This is a genomic window from Pristimantibacillus sp. PTI5 (assembly GCF_048572955.1).
In the GTDB taxonomy this organism is placed as follows: domain Bacteria; phylum Bacillota; class Bacilli; order Paenibacillales; family Paenibacillaceae; genus Pristimantibacillus.
Genome location: NZ_CP183886.1, coordinates 3,406,242 through 3,424,076, shown reverse-complemented (window position 1 = coordinate 3,424,076; position 17,835 = coordinate 3,406,242). Strand labels below are relative to the sequence as shown.

The following is a 17,835-nucleotide window of genomic DNA, read 5'->3' as shown; positions in this document are numbered from 1 at the left end:
ACGCCAAGGAGGAGCCCGAAGCATGAAGCATATAATGGGCATGACCGCCCTTCTGCTGATTATCGCATTGGTCTCTGCCTGCTCCAGCCCGGCAGCGAATAAGGAGGCAAAGCCGCAGGATATAAACTCTTCCGCTGCTGCATCCATCCCGCCTACTCCATCACCCTCACCGTCACCGCTTGTACCGCCGGATCTGCTTAGGGAGGAGGATCTCGGCATCATCCCGACAACCATCTCTATCCCTGCCATTGACGTCAAAGCTGCAATCGAAAATGTCGGAACGATGGAAAACGGCCAAATGGGCGTGCCTCAGCATATTGACGGGGTTGGGTGGTTCGAGCCTGGCACGAAGCCCGGCGCAAAGGGCAATGCGGTTATGGCTGGACATGTGGACAGCTTAACGGGACCTGCCGTATTTTATAAGCTGGACCGCCTTAAGGCCGGTGATGAAATAATCGTGTCGGATAAGGAAGGAACCACCCGCACGTTTATCGTTATGGATAAGCAGCGTTACCCCCGGGAGGAGGCGCCGCTTGAGGATATTTTCGGCTTTTCCTATCAGAGCCATTTGAATTTAATTACCTGCACGGGGGAATTTAACGACGAAGCCAAGACGCATGAAGAGCGTTTAGTTATTTATACGGAGCTGAAAAAATAAGAAAAAAGAGGAACGCATTTCACCGCGTGCCTTTGATTTTGAAAAAGAGCAAGCGTAATGTTGACTCAAAAGTCCCAGAACGAAACCATTTTCCAACCTGCTTAAATTGTACGAACAGTCCCGTTTGATTACCGCGAAATACTACGATACGCGTACACAAAGAAGAGAGCCGCAAACGATCGTTTGCGGCTCTCTTCTAAGCTTATTGTCTATTATTTAGGCATATTCCCGCTTGCGGTACCCATCCCGTCCGAGCTGTACGTATCGGAGTACTCCGTATTCGTTTTCTCCCATACATCCTCATAGGCGGAATGCCGCTTGAACTGCGCCAAAACATACGAACAGGAAGGAATAATTTTTCTTCCCTTTTCCCTAGCCTCATCGACAACGAAATCAAGCAATTGCTTACCTAAATCCCGCCCGCGGTACTCGCCATCCACGTACGTATGGTCAATGACCCACGTATTCACGTCAACTAGCGTATACGTAATTTTCCCGATGGTTCCCTTTGTCGTTGTTAAAATATAGCTGTTACCTTGCTTTTGCGCCCTAATTTCCTCTTCAACCGCGCCATACATGTCCCTATCCGTGCTCATGGCTGCTTGCACCTCCTTGAAAGTAAAACCCTCTTCCGATCAAGCCTTGGGTCTATACCTACTTACCCCAATGAGCATGCCATGAACCTCCACCTTAAGGAGAGCGCTTCAGATTTACTTGCCAGTATGGTTTTTTTCGCTGCGGTTGTTTTTATGGTCCTGCTGTTCTATCGTTTGCTTTTCTTGCTTTTCTGGTTTTGTTTCCTTAGTCTTTCTTTCCTTGATCTTCGCTTCTTTAATCTTTGCTTCCTTCACTTCCGCGGTCTTGGCCGTTGCAGCCTTCTCAAGCTTCGTTTTCTTGTCTGAAACCGTCTTTTGCTCCGCTTCGCTTTCAATGGAAGTGGTTACAGTAGCCGCAGTGGTTGCCGTTCCTTCACCGGAAGTAACCGCATCCTGCTTAGCTGTAGAAGAATCCTCCGCCTGCTCCGTTATGGTCGCCGAAGTTTGCTCTTCGGGAGCCTTGTTTTCAAGCTTGGCGAGCTTTTTCTCCAGCTTGCCGAAAGACTTTATGATATTTTTCAAAAGCGATTTCTGGGCTTGCGGGTTCTTAACCTTTTCCAGCGCGGAGGTAAGAGCTAAAATATTATGCTGAAGGTCGGATTTCACCTCAGCCGCCTGATGCAAATCTTCACCCTCGTTTTCTTCTTCCGCTTCGTTAGCAACCAATTCTATGGCAATCTGCTGGTTTTCAAAAGATTTTTGAAGGGCCTGTTCCGACTTTTCCGTTTCTCCCTTAGCATGCAAGGCTGCCGCTTCGGAAAGACGCTCCTGCGCGAATTCCGCGAGCAAGCCGGCCTCTTTCACATTGTCAGCTGTAATCGACAATCTGATGTTTTCGTATATGGATTTTATAAAATAAAAGAAATCACCCGGCAAAAGGTTTGGCGTTTTATCCGTTTTTTCTGTGCTTTCCGTAACCGCTGTCACAACCGGTGCATCTGCTGCAATCGTGGCAGAGGAAATAGGAGCAGGCTCCTCCCCGGAAGCTAGTACGCTGCCTGTCCCAACGCCTAACGCAAGCATGCCGATTAAAGCGCTCTTAGCAATGAAGGTATTTCTTTTTGATCCCGTTCTTCTTCTCTGATTCAATTCGTTTACCACCTTCGTATTGTTTTCTTAGCTGCAGCTGTATGTAAACAATACGGCAAAGTGACAGGGTTTCTGGGGGTAGCCAATTAACGCCTGTTCATCAAAGTGCAATCATTCTGAATAACATGGGTGCCATTACAGCGCGGAATCCATCTTCTTGCTTGACCTGCCATACCCGCTCATGGCTGCCCATGCGGCGGCGCAGATCAAAGCGGCTGCGAAGGAACCGGCGACGCCTGCGAGTTTATGGCCTGCAATAGCGGACCAAATGAGAATCGGCGGCAATAGCAGCCAAAACCGCGATAGCAAAGCCCCTTTCTGGGCAGCATGCCGTGACCAAGGAAATTGCGTGATAAACGCTTCCGCAAACCAATGCTTCCACTGAAGCTGCAGCCAAGTCATTCCTATTACCGTTAAGGCAACCACTAGAAAGGCCGCAATCGGTCCGGGGACAAGCGATACCGCATACACAGCCGCTGAAATAAAGCCAAGCCAGACGCGTATGTGCGTCATGCCTCGCAAGAAGGCTTTTAGCCTCATTTCCGCCAGCATCGTCCCTGCATCGGATTTTCGGAATATTCGCTGGGAATAACGGAACAAGTACGGCCTTTTCACCCGAATAATCGGCTTCGATTCAATAACCTGGCTCATTAACAGCTCTGTGCTGCGCAGGCGAGCCGCGCTCTCTGTTTTTACTTCCGCCTCAAATTGAATTGGCGTTCGCAGGCCGAGACGAAGCAGCAAGAAAAAAACGACTATGCCTGCAGCCAAGGAGATGCTCAGCATCCCTTCGCTTCTCGCCCAAGCAATCATCGGAATCAGATAGATCGCAATGAACACTAGCGTAGTCAACACTTCAAAGGATCGCTTTCGCCAGCCCTTTAGCCTGCCATTTAGCAGCTGTATGCTGAGCGCCATAATCATCCCCGTCACGACCGTAAAGCCAAAAGCTAAACCAAGCTGCAGCCGCGATAGTCCCTCCACCTTGATTAAGAAAGGCATCAGCAGCAAATAAGGTATGGCCATTACGATTATTTTCTTGCCTAATGTGTAGGCGATACCGCAGCGCTTTAACGTCTGCAGCCATTCCGGCCGCTGCAGCAGAAATAACCGGTCAGCCTCCTCCACGAAAATTCGAATCTGTCCCACGAACAATAGAATAAGCAGTATAACCGGATATAACTCGGCCCAAGGCAGCTTGACGACCCACTCTGGCATTTCCAGCAATGCCTCGCGGTATAGACCGCCACCAATAATGAGTCCCGGAATAAGCATATAAAGCCATACCGTCCAGTCGAGTACGCTTAGCCAAGCGCGGAGCTGCTCTCTTTGATTGCGCTTCAATCGTATCCAAAATAATTGACGAGGTGTCATCATCCTGTTCCGCCCCCTAGGTCAATGCGTGAAAGCATTCGAACAATGTCGCGTTCTCCGTGCAGCCTGCATCGTTTCTCACTTGCTCCAGGCTGCCCCGCGACACGACTGAGCCATTATTAATGAGAACAAAACGATTGCAGATACGCTCAGCGGTGTCCAGCACGTGCGTGCTCATCAGAACGCCTGCCCCGCGTTCCCGCTCGCTCTCAAGCAGCTTTAGAAAATCTGTCGTGGCACGCGGATCAAGCCCGACGAATGGCTCGTCCACAATATAAACATCCGGTTCCAGCAGAAAAGCAATGATCAGCATCAGCTTTTGCTGCATCCCCTTGGAGAAATGCGCAGGGTAATGATGCTTCTCTTCGAGCAAGCGAAAACGCTCTAGAAGCTCATCCGCTTTGTCCGCAAACTGCCGCTCTTCGATTCCAAATGCCGATGCCGCCAAATGCAGATGCTCCCACAACGTCATATACTCATAAAATACCGGCTGCTCCGGCACGTAGGCATAACGTTTATTTTTTCCGCCTAGCACAATCTCTCCGTTCACATGCGCCATTAAGCCGAGAATTGTTTTGATCGTCGTGCTCTTGCCCGCTCCGTTCGGACCAATCAATCCCACGAGCTCTCCCGGCGCTACCTCCAGCAAAATATGACGAATGGTCGACTTGCCTTCCTCGTAGCCTGCCTCCGTTATCGCAGCGCGCAGCACATAGCCTGGCATGCTTGTATTTCCCGCTTTATTATCCATTCGTAAGCAACCGCCTTTCCTAACTAAATCATTACGATCTTTCTACGTTTTCCAAGAAAAATGAAGTCATATGCTGACATGTTAAACTACAATCGGCAGCCTTGGACTAGATCCTAACGTCCTAGACTGCCGATGTTTCACGGAGTAATGTTGGATAATAATTCCAATAAACATTGTAGCACGGAAACATTAGAATTTGAAATCTGCTTTTCGTTAGATAAAAAAAGCTGACACCACAGCGAGTGATGTCAGCTTCTTGCAAATAATTTTTTAGCACATTTACACACAAGTCAAACCTAATGCTTATCGCTCCAAAAGACCCGCTTCCACAAGGCCGTTTCGTATGCCCTGCTCGTCTACATGCGTCGTCACATAATCGGCAAAGGGCAGCAGCTCGGGATGCGAGTTGCCCATAGCAATGCCGAAACCAACCGTCTCCAGCATTTCTTTGTCATTCAGGCCGTCTCCGAATGCAACGGCATCGGCAGGCGTAAGGCCCAGCTTATGGAGCAACGCTTCGATTCCTTGTGCCTTTGAGCCACCAGCCGGGAGGACGTCAATTGCCTGCGGATGCCAGCGAATCAGCTTTAATTCGGAATGCAAACCCTCATAAAGATGCTCTTCATGGCTCTCGCAGTGAAGGAAGACTTGATAAATGCCATCCGTTTTCCAAAACTCCGGATTGAAACCGGGCAAATCAACCTTCAATGAGTTAACCGATTCTATAATAAAAGGATGATCCTCTTTATCCGAGAAGAAGTTATGCTCGCCTTCAAAGACAAGCCCGTGATTATGCTCGGCAGCAACCTTAACGAGCGCTTCCAGACGATGCTTTTCAATCTCGCGTTTATAAAGCGGTACGCCTTTGTAGACGACATATCCCCCGTTCAAGCAAACGAACGATTCGATGCCAAGCTGCTCGGCAAGCGGCTTAATAAAATAAGGCGCGCGCCCCGTGGCAATGACCGGCTCAACGCCGCTTTCCTTCAGCTCCGCAATGGCTTTGACCGTATCGGCCGGAATTTCCTTTTGCTCGTTGATCAACGTGCCGTCAATGTCGAAAAAAACAATTTTATAGCTCATTCTGCTCTCTCTCCTGTCCGTTGTCGCAGACGTATTACGCCTGTCCTTTTTTACAGTATAAAGAAACGGAACCGGAAAAGAAATCTTTGCTCCCTTCAACCAGCAAAAAAAAGAGCTTCAGCAGCAGCTGAAGCTCTTACAAAACCGAATGAAATTACCAGCCAAACGCTAAACCTTTGCCTGTCTCGATATACGTTTTCAAATTGCTGAGGATCATCCACCACTGGCCGTCGACCGTTTCCAATCCCGGGTGGTTCTCGGTAAATTGGTTGTTGGTCAGGACAAGCTTGGTCGTTTCTCCGACAGGCTCGAGCGTAAAGGTAATGGTCGATTCCAGCTCTGCATGATTGGGGCGGTATGATGGGCCCGGATGCTCTAAAAAGCTAATTATTTTATTCTCCTCATATGCTAAAATAGTACCATAAATATGCACCGTCTCATCACCATCCGTACCCGGGCCGACATAGCGGAAGGAAGAGCCTTCTTCAAAGGTAGAATCAATGACGCAGCCAAAAAAAGTAGCCCGCGTGCCTTCCGGCGATATAAACGCTGCCCACACCTTCTCGGGCGCTGCACCGATATAAAACTCATATTTGAATTCCATGCGAAACACTCCTTCTCATTAACAAATATAGGATTTGCAGCTGATAGCAGCTGGCGCTTTCTTTGCTTAGTATAACGTTGTCCAACTGGCTGGTATTGTAAAAACGCGACAAATCGATCAATAGGAGAGATTTATAGATGCCAAATCCAACGCAAAATCGCAGCATGGGTATACTCCAGCTAAGCGAGGGCGAGAAAAAATTCCAGCTGCGCCGCTACGCTCCATCAGAGAAGCTCCAGCATTTTGTTAAGCATTATTGGGTCGTGAGCTGGGATTTGACCGGCCAGCCTCCTTATCTTCAGGACGTGGTCCCTAATCCATGCGTCAATTTGGTGATGGAGGACCATAGAAGCGGCATTTATGGCGTTTCCAGCCGTATGTATACGAAGCGAATCGAAGGCAAAGGACAAGTATTCGGCGTTAAATTTCATCCCGGCGGTTTTTATCCCTTTGTACGCACGGCGCTCTCCAATCTGACGGATCAATCGCTAGCTCTAGAAGAGATTTTTGGCGCGGATGCAGCCGATTATGAGCAGCAGCTAAGGTCGTCGGCTGACCCCGCGGACAGGATCGCGCTTACCGAGGCTTTGTTCATCAAGCATCTTCCGCCGCTGGATAAGCCGATTATACTCGTCAATCAGATTATCGATCGGATAAAGATAGACCGCGAGCTGACTAAGGTGGAGCAAATTTGCGATACCTTTCAACTTAACAAACGAAAGCTGCAGCGTTTATTCAACCAATATGTCGGCATAAGCCCAAAGTGGGTGATCAAGCTGTATCGGCTGCAAAATGCGGCAGAGGCTATGGATACCGGCAGAGAGTATGACACGCTGAAGCTGTCTGCTGATCTCGGGTTTTACGATCAGTCGCATTTCATCAAGGATTTCAAATCCATTATCGGCAAAACGCCTGATGAGTATGCAAAGCCCGCTGCCCTGCAGGACATCCGCGCTTGACTGTATTCGGAAGCTTCCTGTATATTAATGGAAGAAACTAAATAGGAACGGCTTACGATGGAAGCACCCGTAAGAGAAGGCGTATATCGCCTATCTTGCAGGTGCTTTTTTTGCGTATTTTGCCGTAACCAAAGGAGGCTTTATTGTTCATGAAAATTGCTTCAAGGTTCACCGTTTTCGGTCTCGTCTTCTTGTTCCTGCTCGCAGCACCGTCCGTCATTTCTGCCGCATCGTTTGAATTCAGCGCTACCGCCAAGACAGCTTTCGACAAAATGAAAGGCGCCGCAGACAAAACGACAGCTGCCAAGCTAACCTCGCAGTATGCTGAGCTGCAGAGCGTGCAGAAGCTGACCCTCGACTGGGATAGCTGCATAGACAAGCTTCATTATCAAAACGAGGAGGCCGTGCTCGCTACCCGTAAACGGATAAAGGAGATTGACGCGAACAAGCTGCTTCAGCTGGAGTCCGCCGTCGCGCAAGCCAAGAAAAAGTACGAGCCTTTATTCAGACTCTACGATTCATTGAATCAGCAGCTAAGCATCGCAAAATCATTTAAGGATAAATTCGCAATAAGCTTATTGAAGCCGCAGGTCGAAACCACGAAAGCAGCCGTTCAGCTTGCCAAGCTGGATATTCGCAGCAAGGAAGCAGCGCTTAAAGAGGCGAAAGCGAATACGGCGAAGTCGATAAAGAAGCTTCGCGATCAGCTGGGCGGCATCGATTCAATCAAAGTGAAAATAAAAGCCTCCAAAAGCTCGGTCAGCACCACAAAAAAATACTTTACAACCGAAACCTCTCTTTTGAACCAAGCGGTGAAAAAAGGAGATGCGGCAGCATCCTCCGGTTCTTTGGCAAGAATGCTTTCCTATATCAAGTTAATTAATGAGCAAAAGCAAAAAACATATGCCTATGAGCAGCAAACGTCGAGTATCATAGCTAAGGTCGATGCGCAAATTTCCGGTTACAATTAACCGGAGGAAAGCAGCAAAAAAAAAAAGACGGCCCGTCAGCTGTATGCCGATTAGAGCCGTCTGTTCTTTTAGGAAACAGGAAACCAAACTTCAACGCTTGTACCTATGCCCAATTCACTGGATACGACCAAGCGCCCTTCGTGCGAGGCAACGATTTTATCCACCATCATCATTCCGAGTCCGTTCCCGTCACGTCTTGTCGTATGGAAGGGCTGGCCGATGCGCTGCTTTACTTCTTCCGTCATGCCGACGCCGTTATCTATAAACCGGATCCGCTGGTAACGATCGACGACATCCAGCCGAACAACGACCTCTCCTCCGAAGGGCAAAGCTTCCAAAGCGTTTTTCAAAATATTCAAAAACACTTGCTTCACTTGATCCCGGTCGCATAGAATCGTCGTCGCTTCCATAAACTCGCTGCGAATGACAATCCCGTTCATCTCGAATTGCATTTCTAATACGGATAAGACCTCTTGCAGAATCATGGCGCATTCTTCATCTTTATATTGCAACGCCTGCGGTCTTCCTAATATTAAAAACTCGCCCACAATAGCGTTCATTCGCTCCAGCTCCGACATCATGAGGTTGTAATAATGCGGGTTGGTTGTCTTGCTGGATAATTGCAGCATGCCCTTTACCGTAGTCATCGGGTTGCGAATTTCATGCGCGATGCTTCCTGCAAGCTGACCGGCAAATCCCAGCTTCTCGTTATTGCGCAGCAGCTCTTCAGCCATCTTCATTTGGGTAATGTCCCTTAGGCTGCCGACCACCCGAATAAGCTGTTCATTGTCGTAGATAGGCACCACATCAAGCATGTAATAATTCAGCTTGTCTGCTACCGGAATTGAAATTTCTTCGCCTACGCATGACTTACCGTGCAAGATAACCCGTTCAAAATAGGATCCAATCCTGCCCATGGCAAAAACGCTCGTACCTGCGAAAAGACGCTTCTCATGGATGGACTTTCCGAGTATTAATGCGCTGTTATCATTTATTTCTAGAATGGTGCCCCTGGCATCAGAAATAATAACGCCGTAATAATTCGTCTCGAGCAGCACCTGGTTCAGGATTTGAAGCTGAGTATTATGTTTGATCAACAAAAGCTCGCGCTCAATCGAATCGACGATTGTGCATAAGAGGGCAAGCAAATGGGGATGAGCGGATTGAATGTCGGTCATGAGCGAAAGAGTTCCTAGCAGCTGGCCGTTGTCTTCCGCGTGAATAGGAGCCGTATAACATGCGAGCTGGTGCAAGACTTTATGGAAATGATCCTCTCCTATAAGCTGAACGGGAAGCTCGTTTCGCAAGCACAGATCAACCGAATTCGTACTCAGCTCCTCCGAGAACCGGACACCCTCCGTGATCCCCAACTGCCTCACCTTGCTTATAATAGACGGGTTTCCCTTAAATTCAAGAATATACCCTTTGTTATCCGTGATCGCGACGAAGAAAGGATCACCGGAAACAGAGGATAAAAATTTATCTACAAATACGCTGATCACCCTGATCACGTCTTTGTAGATTGTGCGACGGGTTTCCAGTTCCTCGCTTGATAACCATTCTGTATATTCAGGGAGCGCGTCCGGATTTAGGCCACGCAACCGGCATTGATTATGTGAATTGATGACCAGATTATTATTTATCATGTTGTTCTACCAATTAACCTTTCCGAAACGCCTGCTTCCATATTGTTGGACATTATCCAATATTCTAGCTTATCTCTTCACAATCCTTCCCATATTTATTAAAAATCGCTTATAATTGCCGAATTCCAGCAATTTTGTATCCAGATTGTCGAGAATACGGTATTTTCCCAACAAAAAAAGCGATGCTTAACGGTACGGAACCGTTAAGCATTCGCTTAGCAAGCGATCTCTGCATTATTCTTTCGGCAAAAGCTTGACCTTCATATCATCGAGATAAAAGGTCGTCAGTCCCTCATAGCCGGAGTCGCTCCCGACAATGACATAAATCTCGCCTTGCTCGTTGGATTGGAGAGTTGTGCTGTATTGCATCGCTACCGGCTGGAAACCTTTTAGCGAGCTATTCGGCTGTACCATATTTCCGACGATTTTCATATCATCGCCTTCCACTTTCTGGTTGCCCTTATCAATATTCATGCGGTAATACATATGTCCCTCGGTGTCCGATTGCAAGGTTCTAGGCTCTTTGCTTACGAAGCCCGCTTTGATGCTTACCGCTTCGCCAGGCGCGCCGCCCACTCCCATCATCCCGCCGGCTTGGTCCGTATAAAGCTGGAAGGATAATGATGCTTGGTACATGGTATGCGGTTCGAGACCTTCGATTTTCTTCGTAACGAACATAAACAAGTCGTCGCTGCGATTCACTCCGCTAAGCTTTAAACCGTAGTTTGTTTTGTTTTTTGCGGTAGGCAGCAATTCTCTTGCGAATTTCAGATCATAGATATACGCATTATAGTCTACAGGCAGGTCGGCAAAAGCGCCCTTCCAGCCTTCGTCGCCTTGATCAAACGTATAATGGTAGGATAATCCGGACTCGCTCGTTTGCATCGAAATCATTTTTTTCTTCGCGTCCCAGGTCGTTTCCGCCCCAAGCAGCTGCGCTACGATTTTTGCCGGCACAAAGGTTGTGCCTTTTACAACGGCCACTTTTGCAGGCAGCTTTATATTTTTAACGTAACTGCCAACTACCGCATCGCTGTTGATCGTCAAGCTTACGGTTAATCCGTCGCGGCTTAATGTGATTTTTTTCGTTGCCGCATCCAAATGGATGGCTGCCTGCAGTCCTTCAGCCAAAGCCCTTACAGGAACCATAGTAACGCCGTTTGCGACATATGGAGCTGCAGCTAACGTATGCTCTCCGCGATAATCTATCGATTTGTTGCTGCCGATTTGAAATTGAAGAGGGGCAGACGGATTACCTGCAGCGCTGTATGAAATTCCTCCCGGAGCTAAGGCGCTTAGAAGTACGGCTGTCGTGAGCGAGGCTACGGCTATTTTTCTGTTCAGCAATTGTTTTAAGGTCATTGGTCTACCATCCTTTTTTTCGTCAGTCATTTTATTATACTCTACTAACGTGACCAGGACGATATAAGTTGCGGAGAAAATGATCCTTAATCCAATCTTAACTTGATGGGGGCAATTCGGGTATGCGGTGCTAATTCAAGCTCTGCTCCAAGTCCTCAAGCAGGTCCTCGCTATCCTCAATACCTACCGAAATACGGATTAGTCCATCAGTAATACCGAGTAATGCTCGCCTTTCTTTAGGGATCGAAGCATGCGTCATTCGCGCGGGAACGGAAATCAGGCTTTCTACGGCGCCCAGGCTTTCCGCAAGCGTGAAATATTTCAGTTTGCCAATGACCTCGGATGCCTTCTCCCCGCTCCCCACATCAAACGAAATAATGCCCCCGAATCCTCTTGCCTGCCGTTTGGCCAGTTCATGCTGCGGGTGGTTCGGCAAGCCGGGATAATGAATGCTCTGAATGGCCGGTTGCCCCGATAAATAAGCGACGATCGCCCGCGCATTTTCCTCATGGGCTTCCATTCGCAGACCCAGCGTCTTTAAGCCGCGGATGAGCAGCCAGGAATCCTGCGGAGCCAGCACACCGCCGACCGCATTTTGCACAAAATGCAGTTCCTCGCCCAGCTTATCGTTTTTTACGACGGCCAGGCCAGCAACCACGTCGCTGTGTCCGCCAATGTATTTCGTCGCCGAATGGAGTACGATATCCGCGCCGAGCGCAAGCGGCGTCTGCCAATAGGGCGTGCTGAACGTATTATCTACGATAAAGAGCAGCTGCTTGCTTTTGGCCCATGCGGCCGCCGCCTCGATATCCGTAACCTTAAGCAGCGGATTCGTCGGTGTTTCTACAAACAGCGCTTTGGTATTGGGCCGGAGTGCCTTTTCCGTTTCCTCCAGGCTCGTCGTATCTGCAAAGGTTGCTTCAATGCCGAGCCGGTTCAGCACCTTCGTAACGATTCGGTACGTTCCCCCGTATACGTCGTCGGTCAAAATAATATGGTCGCCTGCGCTCAGCAACGAAAATACGGCATGGATGGCAGCCATCCCCGAGCTGAATGCAAAACCTCTTGCACCTTCCTCCAAATCGGCAATATACTGCTCCAGTGCATGGCGCGTCGGATTACCGGTCCTGGAGTATTCGTAGCCTTTGTGTACGCCGATATCGTCCTGCTTATAGGTGCTGACCTGATAAATCGGAACGCTGACCGCACCCGTATGCGGATCAAATGGAATGCCTCCATGGATAAGCTTTGTTTTTCGCCTCAGCTTAAGCACCCCCGCTATAAATCTGTTTGCTTAAATACCGTTCGCTGCCATCCGGGAATATGGTCACGATCCGGCTGCCCGGCGCGGCAAGCTCCGCCTCCAGCAAAGCCGCATGCAGCGCAGCGCCCGATGAACTGCCGACAAGCATGCCTTCCAGCTGCGCCAGCTCCTTCACCCTTGCAAAAGCATGGTCATCCGATATGGTGTGGATGGCATCAAAATACGAGCAATCCATAAATGGCGCCAGCTTCTCCACGCCAATGCCTTCCGTGCGATGGGGGCCTGGCATCCCGCCGCCGAGTATGGAGCCCTCCGGCTCGACAATAACCGTTTTTACAGCCGGATTTTTCTCCTTCAAGTATTGCGCCGTTCCCATAAAGGTACCGCCAGAGCCTGCGCCGGCCACAAATACGTCAATGGCGCCATTCAATTCATGCCATAGCTCCGGTCCCAGCGTTTTATAATAGGTTACCGGGTTAGCCTCATTTGAAAATTGCCTAGGCGAGTAGGAGCCCGGTATTTCCTTCAATAGCTCTTCCGCCTTCTGTACCGCGCCGGTTATCCCCAGCTCCGTTGGCGTATTTACGATTTGCGCGCCGAGTGCCCGCATGAGCTGCTGCTTCTCGGTGCTAAACTTGCTAGGCACGACAAATATGGCGGAAATGCCGCGTCCGATTGCCGCAAGGGCGAGTCCAATTCCTGTATTGCCGGCCGTAGCCTCTATAATGGTGCCTCCAGGCGCGAGCTGCCCGGTCGCGAACGCGTGATTCAACAGCTCAATGCCGAGCCGGTCCTTGACGCTCCCGCCCGGATTTTTGTACTCTAGCTTGGCGTAAAGCTTTACGCCTTGCGGAAGGGTATAACCCGTAAGCTCCACCAAGGGCGTATTGCCAATCAGCTCATGAATATTTTTATACACAGCCATCCGCAGTCCCTCCTAAGACATTCCATCTCTTCTCATGCCAGTCGGTATATGGATCTATCCCCTTCATCATATGAAGCTGCTTCGGCATGTGTTTCGTTGTTCCGTGATTATTCCCTCGTTATGGGCATACGTCTCTACTATTAAAAATGTTTGATCGTTTAATACAAATATTCGATAATAACCAATTATTCCTCTATGTTATAATGCCTTTATGCCTTTTTATGGTTATTGAAACGGGTATTCCATTAACATTCAAAGGAGGCGTAAGCTTGTTAGCCGGACTGGCCGAGAAATTAAATAAGCCCTTTTTTGCTAAATCTTCATTCTGGCCCGCTCTAGCGACCCTCTTTTTCGGTTCTTTTGTAGGCATGTACCATGTTGTTTCGCTTAACGTATCCTTGCCGGGTTTTATGGGTATTTTTCATACCGATCTTGGGAGGGTGCAGTGGATCGTAACCGGATTTTCACTTGCATGCGGCGTTATCGCTCCTGCCGCCGGCTATGCGGAAAATCGTTTCGGCGGAAAAAAGGTTTTTTTATCGTGCCTGCTTGGGATTACAATCACTTCCTTGCTTTGCGCGCTGTCTTGGAATATTTATGCGCTCATTGCTTTTCGCATTTTGCAGGGCTTGTTCTGCGGACTCATCCAGCCGGTATCCTTAGCCTTTATTTATCGGACCGTCCCAGCTGAAAAGCAGCCGATGGCAGTGAGTATCTGGTCGTTTTCAACCATACTCGGAACGGCGCTGGCTCCTTCCGTAAGCGGCTGGCTGCAGGGCTATGATTGGCATTGGATCTTTCTTGTAACCGTACCGATCGGGATGCTGGCTTTCATTATCGGTATTCGAATCCTTCCATCCAGTCCAGTCAATAAGAATACCAGGTTGGACCGCACGGGGCTTGTGCTGGCCGCTGCAGGCAGCCTTTCGCTATTGCTGTCGTTTGGAAACATTTACGCATGGGGCTGGCATTCCGCCGTTTTTTGGATATGCCTGGTCACAGGCCTTGCCTGCGCGGCTCTGTTCGTTATCCATCAGCTCCGCGCGGATTCGCCCTTGCTGCAGCTGCGTCTATTCCGCAATCCAACGTTTGCGGTAAGCCTGGTCATCTCGCTCATTCTTTCCGTTGCGCTGTATTCGGGTATTTATTTCATCCCTCTTTACTTAGCGGAAATTCATGCCCTTAGCTCGTTCCATATCGCTCTTTTGTTTTTGCCGGGGGCCGCATGCCTGACCTGCGCAACCTTCTTCTCGGGGCGCTATTACAATAAGCTTGGTCCCGCTGCGCTCGCTATTGCGGGCTGCGTTATTCTCATTGCCACAACCTATCTGTTCAGCCGTTTGCAGCTCAGCACAAGCCTGCTGACGATTATGGTCATCATCGCGATCCGCAATACCGGAACCGGCCTGGCCCTAACTCCCGTTACCAATGCGGGAATGATGGCAATCCCCAAAGAGCTGAGCGGCCATGCCTCTGCGCTCATTAATTGGCTCAGACAAATTTTTAGTTCGATGGCTTTAGGCTTGTTTACCTCCTTGTTTTATGCAAGGCTTGCCGTTCATCAAGGCCGCATCGGTGAAGGGGAGGAGGTTTTTCCAAAGGCTTATACAATGAGCATCAATGATGCCTTCTTCATCTCCTGTGTGTGCATTTTAACCGCGCTGCCGCTCGCCTTCCTGCTGCGCAAACGGCAAGCAGGCTCTAAGGAAGCTGACCCGGCCAAACTCAAAAAGACTGTCCCGACAGAAGGATAAATTCCTGTCGGAACAGTCTCTTTTGATGCCGATATGCGTCTGTTTAATGCTTTCGCAGTTTTTTTGAAACCCAATTCCCGATGGATTGCATCAGCTGCACGAGTAAAATAAGAATAATAACGCATACGTACATGACATCGGGCTCCCAGCGCTGGTACCCGTATCGGATGGCCACATCCCCGAGACCGCCGGCCCCCATTACACCTGCCATCGCAGTCGCTCCAATCAAGCCGATTGTCGCAATGGTCAGACTGAGCACGATGCCTGGTCTCGCCTCCTTCAGAATGACCTTCCAAACGATTTGCCGCCTTGATGCGCCCATCGCTTGAAAAGCCTCAATGACACCGGGATTCACTTCGAGCAAGGCCGATTCAATCAGTCTCGCAATATAAGGCGCCGTATAGAATACAAGCGGCACGATAGCTCCTTTTACCCCGATTGTCGTATGAACAATCCATTTCGTAATCGGAATAATAGCAATTAATATAATAATAAAAGGGACGGAGCGAAGGATATTTATGACCGTGTTGAGCAAATGGTACAGCGTAAGGCTGGCGTAGATATGGTTTGGGCGCAGCACGACTAAGCAGATGCCGAGAAATAATCCGATTAAGGTCGAGAAGAGCAATGACCAGCCTACCATGGCTGCCGTTTCTCCCAGAGCCTCCGTATAAAGCACGCGATTTTCAATTAAGCTGTCTAAGAAGCTATCCAGCATGATCAAGCACCTCCACCTGCATGCCGTTTTGAATCATATACGCAATTCCTTGCTGGATGACCCTTGTATTGCCAGGCAGGCTGATAATGAGGAAGCCAAACACGGTGTCTTTTATTTTTGTAATATTACCGTACAGAATACTTGGCCGCAGCTGATAGCGCAGCGTTAAGTCCGCTAGAATCGGCTCGCTTACCGTTTCCCCGACGAATGAAATGCGAAGCAGCTGCCCTTCGCCAGCTTGGAGACCCCCTCTTTCAAGCAGTTCCGGCGGCAAATCGATATCAAACACGCTTTTTGTAAAATTTCTCGTCGTATCCGTGCGCGGATTTGTAAACAGCTCCAAAATGGTTCCTTGCTCCACAATGACGCCATCCTCCATCACGGCGACCCGATCACAGATTTTTTTCACCACATTCATCTCATGGGTAATGAGCACGATCGTAATCCCATAGGCACGGTGAATGTCGAGCAGCAGGTTCAATATCGAATCGGTCGTTTGCGGATCAAGCGCCGATGTTGCCTCATCGCATAATAAAATTTCCGGTTCATTGGCAAGCGCTCTTGCAATAGCCACGCGCTGCTTCTGGCCTCCCGACAATTGAGCGGGAAACGCCCCTCTCTTCTCCTCAAGGCCGACGAGCGACAATAACTCATTTACTTTCGTTTCGATTTGTTTTTTTGGAAGACCTGCCAGCACGAGCGGCGATGCAATATTTTGATAAACGGTACTCGACATCAGCAAATTGAAGTTCTGAAAAATCATGCCGATTTTACGCCGCATCATTCGAAGCTGCTGCTCGTTCAGCGCTGCCAGCTCCGTTCCGTTCACCCTTACCGTACCTGCAGAAGGCCGCTCCAAATAGTTGATGCACCGCAGCAGCGAGCTCTTACCAGCGCCGCTGTAGCCGATAATACCGAATATTTCACCTTTGCGGATATGAAGATTAGCGTCTTTTACCGCATGGACTTCATTCTTGCCCTGTTGATACGTTTTGCTTACGTTTTCGATCCAGATCACTCTATAACCGCCGCCTCTGCTAAAATGTTAAAAAGGTCCCTTCATCTAAGAAGAGACCTAAGCTATTATCCAGCTACCTACCAAGATGCAACAATATAAGTACCGTATTTTTCCTCCACGAATTTCTTAACCTGATCGGAATGATACGCCTTAATCAGCCGTTGAAACACTGGTTTATCCTTGTCTTCTGTTCTTACCGCGATAATGTTAACCCAAGGAGAATCCTTAGGCTCGATAAAAATGGCATCCTTTGTCGGCACGAAGCCTGCTTCCACCGCATAATTGGTGTTAATGACCGCTGCGGTTAAATCGCCAAGCGCTTTCGGAATAAACGCCGCGTCGAGCTCCTCGAATTTCAAATTGAGTTTATTTTCCGCGATATCACGTACGGTCGCTTTGATGCCCACGCCTTCCTTCAGCTTGATGAGGCCCGCATTTTCGAACAGAATTAATGCTCTGGCGCCATTCGTCGGATCATTAGGCAAACCGATAACGTCGCCTTCCTTAATTTCGGAAACTTCTTTGATTTTCTCGGAATAGAAGCCGATCGGAAAATTAAGCGTATTGGCGATCTTTACAATATCAAGATTGTTATCCTTCTTGAATTGATCGAGATAGGGCTCATGCTGGAACGCGTTGGCGTCTAACTCGCCTTCAGCCAGCACCTTATTGGGCTGCACATAGTCGTTGAATACGACCAGCTCGATTTCAAGGCCATCCTTTGCCGCGACCTCCTGCACTTGCTTCCAGATCTCCTCCTCAACGCCCGCCGATATTCCTACCTTCAGCTTCGCCTTCTCTCCGTCTCCTTCTGCTTCAGTGGAAGCTGGTTTGCTGCTGCATGCCGCAAGCGCGGCCGATAATACCAGTGTCAGAACAATCAACACGAATTTTTGCTTCATTTTCATTTCCTCCTGCTTGATGGTTTTTTTACAGCTCATGAACGGCTAAGAACAAAGAAAAGCCCTTACTTTACAGAAAACGGCCTCCTGCGCCGCCGTTCCGTAAAATAAGAGCTTTTAGTCGTCTAATCAGCTCAATAGTATATAATTCCGATGAAATT

The 17,835-nt window shown here is 48.9% G+C and carries 17 protein-coding genes; 4 read left to right on the top strand and 13 right to left on the bottom strand.

Going from position 1 to position 17,835, the window contains the following annotated elements; translation table 11 throughout:
* Window positions 1–22: 22 nt before the first annotated feature.
* Window positions 23–658, top strand: a complete 636-nt coding sequence (locus tag ACN6MW_RS15505) for a class F sortase (RefSeq protein ID WP_419876135.1) — start codon at window positions 23–25, stop codon at window positions 656–658.
* Window positions 659–870: 212 nt separating this feature from the next.
* On the opposite strand, the gene ACN6MW_RS15500 is transcribed toward ACN6MW_RS15505, so the two are convergent.
* The 6 genes from ACN6MW_RS15500 to ACN6MW_RS15475 all read right to left on the bottom strand — a co-directional run bounded on the left by ACN6MW_RS15500 (window position 871) and on the right by ACN6MW_RS15475 (window position 6,155).
* Window positions 871–1,254 (bottom strand): GNAT family N-acetyltransferase, encoded by a 384-nt coding sequence (locus ACN6MW_RS15500; protein WP_419876134.1) that lies wholly within the window; start codon window positions 1,252–1,254, stop codon window positions 871–873.
* A gap of 114 nt (window positions 1,255–1,368) precedes the next feature.
* A complete protein-coding gene (locus ACN6MW_RS15495) occupies window positions 1,369–2,343 on the bottom strand; it encodes a DUF5667 domain-containing protein (RefSeq protein ID WP_419876133.1) in 975 nt (324 codons plus the stop codon).
* A gap of 135 nt (window positions 2,344–2,478) precedes the next feature.
* Window positions 2,479–3,720 carry an ABC transporter permease gene (locus tag ACN6MW_RS15490; protein WP_419876132.1) on the bottom strand — a complete coding sequence of 414 codons (1,242 nt, stop codon included), beginning with the start codon at window positions 3,718–3,720 and terminating at the stop codon, window positions 2,479–2,481.
* A 13-nt stretch (window positions 3,721–3,733) separates the two neighbouring features.
* A complete protein-coding gene (locus tag ACN6MW_RS15485; protein WP_419876131.1) occupies window positions 3,734–4,468 on the bottom strand; it encodes an ABC transporter ATP-binding protein in 735 nt (244 codons plus the stop codon).
* A 303-nt stretch (window positions 4,469–4,771) separates the two neighbouring features.
* Window positions 4,772–5,551, bottom strand: coding sequence for a Cof-type HAD-IIB family hydrolase (locus ACN6MW_RS15480; protein ID WP_419876130.1), 780 nt, complete (start codon window positions 5,549–5,551; stop codon window positions 4,772–4,774).
* A 154-nt stretch (window positions 5,552–5,705) separates the two neighbouring features.
* Window positions 5,706–6,155, bottom strand: a complete 450-nt coding sequence (locus ACN6MW_RS15475) for an SRPBCC family protein (RefSeq protein WP_419876129.1) — start codon at window positions 6,153–6,155, stop codon at window positions 5,706–5,708.
* A gap of 137 nt (window positions 6,156–6,292) precedes the next feature.
* On the opposite strand from ACN6MW_RS15475, the gene ACN6MW_RS15470 reads away from it, so the two are divergent.
* Together ACN6MW_RS15470 and ACN6MW_RS15465 are read left to right on the top strand one after the other, a co-directional pair.
* Window positions 6,293–7,114, top strand: a complete 822-nt coding sequence (locus ACN6MW_RS15470; RefSeq protein WP_419876128.1) for an AraC family transcriptional regulator — start codon at window positions 6,293–6,295, stop codon at window positions 7,112–7,114.
* A gap of 149 nt (window positions 7,115–7,263) precedes the next feature.
* A complete protein-coding gene (locus ACN6MW_RS15465; RefSeq protein ID WP_419876127.1) occupies window positions 7,264–8,085 on the top strand; it encodes a hypothetical protein in 822 nt (273 codons plus the stop codon).
* Between the two features lie 68 nt (window positions 8,086–8,153).
* Here the strand turns inward: ACN6MW_RS15465 and ACN6MW_RS15460 are convergent, their stop codons facing one another.
* The 4 genes from ACN6MW_RS15460 to ACN6MW_RS15445 all read right to left on the bottom strand — a co-directional run bounded on the left by ACN6MW_RS15460 (window position 8,154) and on the right by ACN6MW_RS15445 (window position 13,282).
* On the bottom strand, window positions 8,154–9,731 hold the full coding sequence (locus ACN6MW_RS15460; protein ID WP_419876126.1) for an ATP-binding protein: 1,578 nt from the start codon (window positions 9,729–9,731) through the stop codon (window positions 8,154–8,156).
* Window positions 9,732–9,965: 234 nt separating this feature from the next.
* Window positions 9,966–11,093: a copper amine oxidase N-terminal domain-containing protein gene (locus ACN6MW_RS15455; protein ID WP_419876125.1), complete on the bottom strand. Its 1,128-nt coding sequence runs from the start codon at window positions 11,091–11,093 to the stop codon at window positions 9,966–9,968.
* Between the two features lie 130 nt (window positions 11,094–11,223).
* The gene (locus ACN6MW_RS15450; RefSeq protein WP_419876355.1) at window positions 11,224–12,357 is read right to left on the bottom strand and encodes a bifunctional cystathionine gamma-lyase/homocysteine desulfhydrase; all 1,134 of its coding nucleotides are present in this window, start codon (window positions 12,355–12,357) and stop codon (window positions 11,224–11,226) included.
* A gap of 1 nt (window position 12,358) precedes the next feature.
* Window positions 12,359–13,282 carry a PLP-dependent cysteine synthase family protein gene (locus ACN6MW_RS15445; protein ID WP_419876124.1) on the bottom strand — a complete coding sequence of 308 codons (924 nt, stop codon included), beginning with the start codon at window positions 13,280–13,282 and terminating at the stop codon, window positions 12,359–12,361.
* 269 nt (window positions 13,283–13,551) lie between these two features.
* On the opposite strand from ACN6MW_RS15445, the gene ACN6MW_RS15440 reads away from it, so the two are divergent.
* The gene (locus ACN6MW_RS15440; RefSeq protein WP_419876123.1) at window positions 13,552–15,036 is read left to right on the top strand and encodes a DHA2 family efflux MFS transporter permease subunit; all 1,485 of its coding nucleotides are present in this window, start codon (window positions 13,552–13,554) and stop codon (window positions 15,034–15,036) included.
* Window positions 15,037–15,079: 43 nt separating this feature from the next.
* Here ACN6MW_RS15440 and ACN6MW_RS15435 read toward each other — a convergent pair whose 3' ends face one another.
* The 3 genes from ACN6MW_RS15435 to ACN6MW_RS15425 form a co-directional block, all read right to left on the bottom strand.
* Entirely contained in the window at window positions 15,080–15,754 is a 675-nt protein-coding gene (locus ACN6MW_RS15435) for a methionine ABC transporter permease (protein WP_419876122.1), read from the bottom strand.
* Window positions 15,744–16,772, bottom strand: coding sequence for a methionine ABC transporter ATP-binding protein (locus tag ACN6MW_RS15430; protein WP_419876121.1), 1,029 nt, complete (start codon window positions 16,770–16,772; stop codon window positions 15,744–15,746). The genes ACN6MW_RS15435 and ACN6MW_RS15430 overlap by 11 nt, the downstream gene beginning before the upstream one ends.
* A 77-nt stretch (window positions 16,773–16,849) precedes the next feature.
* Complete coding sequence (locus tag ACN6MW_RS15425) at window positions 16,850–17,674, bottom strand: MetQ/NlpA family ABC transporter substrate-binding protein (protein ID WP_364149998.1); 825 nt, start codon at window positions 17,672–17,674, stop codon at window positions 16,850–16,852.
* Window positions 17,675–17,835 lie beyond the last annotated feature (161 nt).

Excerpts from the sequence above, each read along its gene's own strand:
- ACN6MW_RS15465 (WP_419876127.1), top strand. The coding sequence starts at position 7,264 with ATGAAAATTGCTTCAAGGTTCACCGTTTTCGGTCTCGTCTTCTTGTTC.
- ACN6MW_RS15485 (WP_419876131.1), bottom strand. The coding sequence starts at position 4,468 with ATGGATAATAAAGCGGGAAATACAAGCATGCCAGGCTATGTGCTGCGC.
- ACN6MW_RS15480 (WP_419876130.1), bottom strand. The coding sequence starts at position 5,551 with ATGAGCTATAAAATTGTTTTTTTCGACATTGACGGCACGTTGATCAAC.
- ACN6MW_RS15435 (WP_419876122.1), bottom strand. The coding sequence starts at position 15,754 with ATGCTGGATAGCTTCTTAGACAGCTTAATTGAAAATCGCGTGCTTTAT.
- ACN6MW_RS15445 (WP_419876124.1), bottom strand. The coding sequence starts at position 13,282 with ATGGCTGTGTATAAAAATATTCATGAGCTGATTGGCAATACGCCCTTG.
- ACN6MW_RS15460 (WP_419876126.1), bottom strand. The coding sequence starts at position 9,731 with ATGATAAATAATAATCTGGTCATCAATTCACATAATCAATGCCGGTTG.
- ACN6MW_RS15505 (WP_419876135.1), top strand. The coding sequence starts at position 23 with ATGAAGCATATAATGGGCATGACCGCCCTTCTGCTGATTATCGCATTG.
- ACN6MW_RS15475 (WP_419876129.1), bottom strand. The coding sequence starts at position 6,155 with ATGGAATTCAAATATGAGTTTTATATCGGTGCAGCGCCCGAGAAGGTG.
- ACN6MW_RS15490 (WP_419876132.1), bottom strand. The coding sequence starts at position 3,720 with ATGATGACACCTCGTCAATTATTTTGGATACGATTGAAGCGCAATCAA.
- ACN6MW_RS15425 (WP_364149998.1), bottom strand. The coding sequence starts at position 17,674 with ATGAAGCAAAAATTCGTGTTGATTGTTCTGACACTGGTATTATCGGCC.
- ACN6MW_RS15455 (WP_419876125.1), bottom strand. The coding sequence starts at position 11,093 with ATGACCTTAAAACAATTGCTGAACAGAAAAATAGCCGTAGCCTCGCTC.
- ACN6MW_RS15470 (WP_419876128.1), top strand. The coding sequence starts at position 6,293 with ATGCCAAATCCAACGCAAAATCGCAGCATGGGTATACTCCAGCTAAGC.
- ACN6MW_RS15500 (WP_419876134.1), bottom strand. The coding sequence starts at position 1,254 with ATGAGCACGGATAGGGACATGTATGGCGCGGTTGAAGAGGAAATTAGG.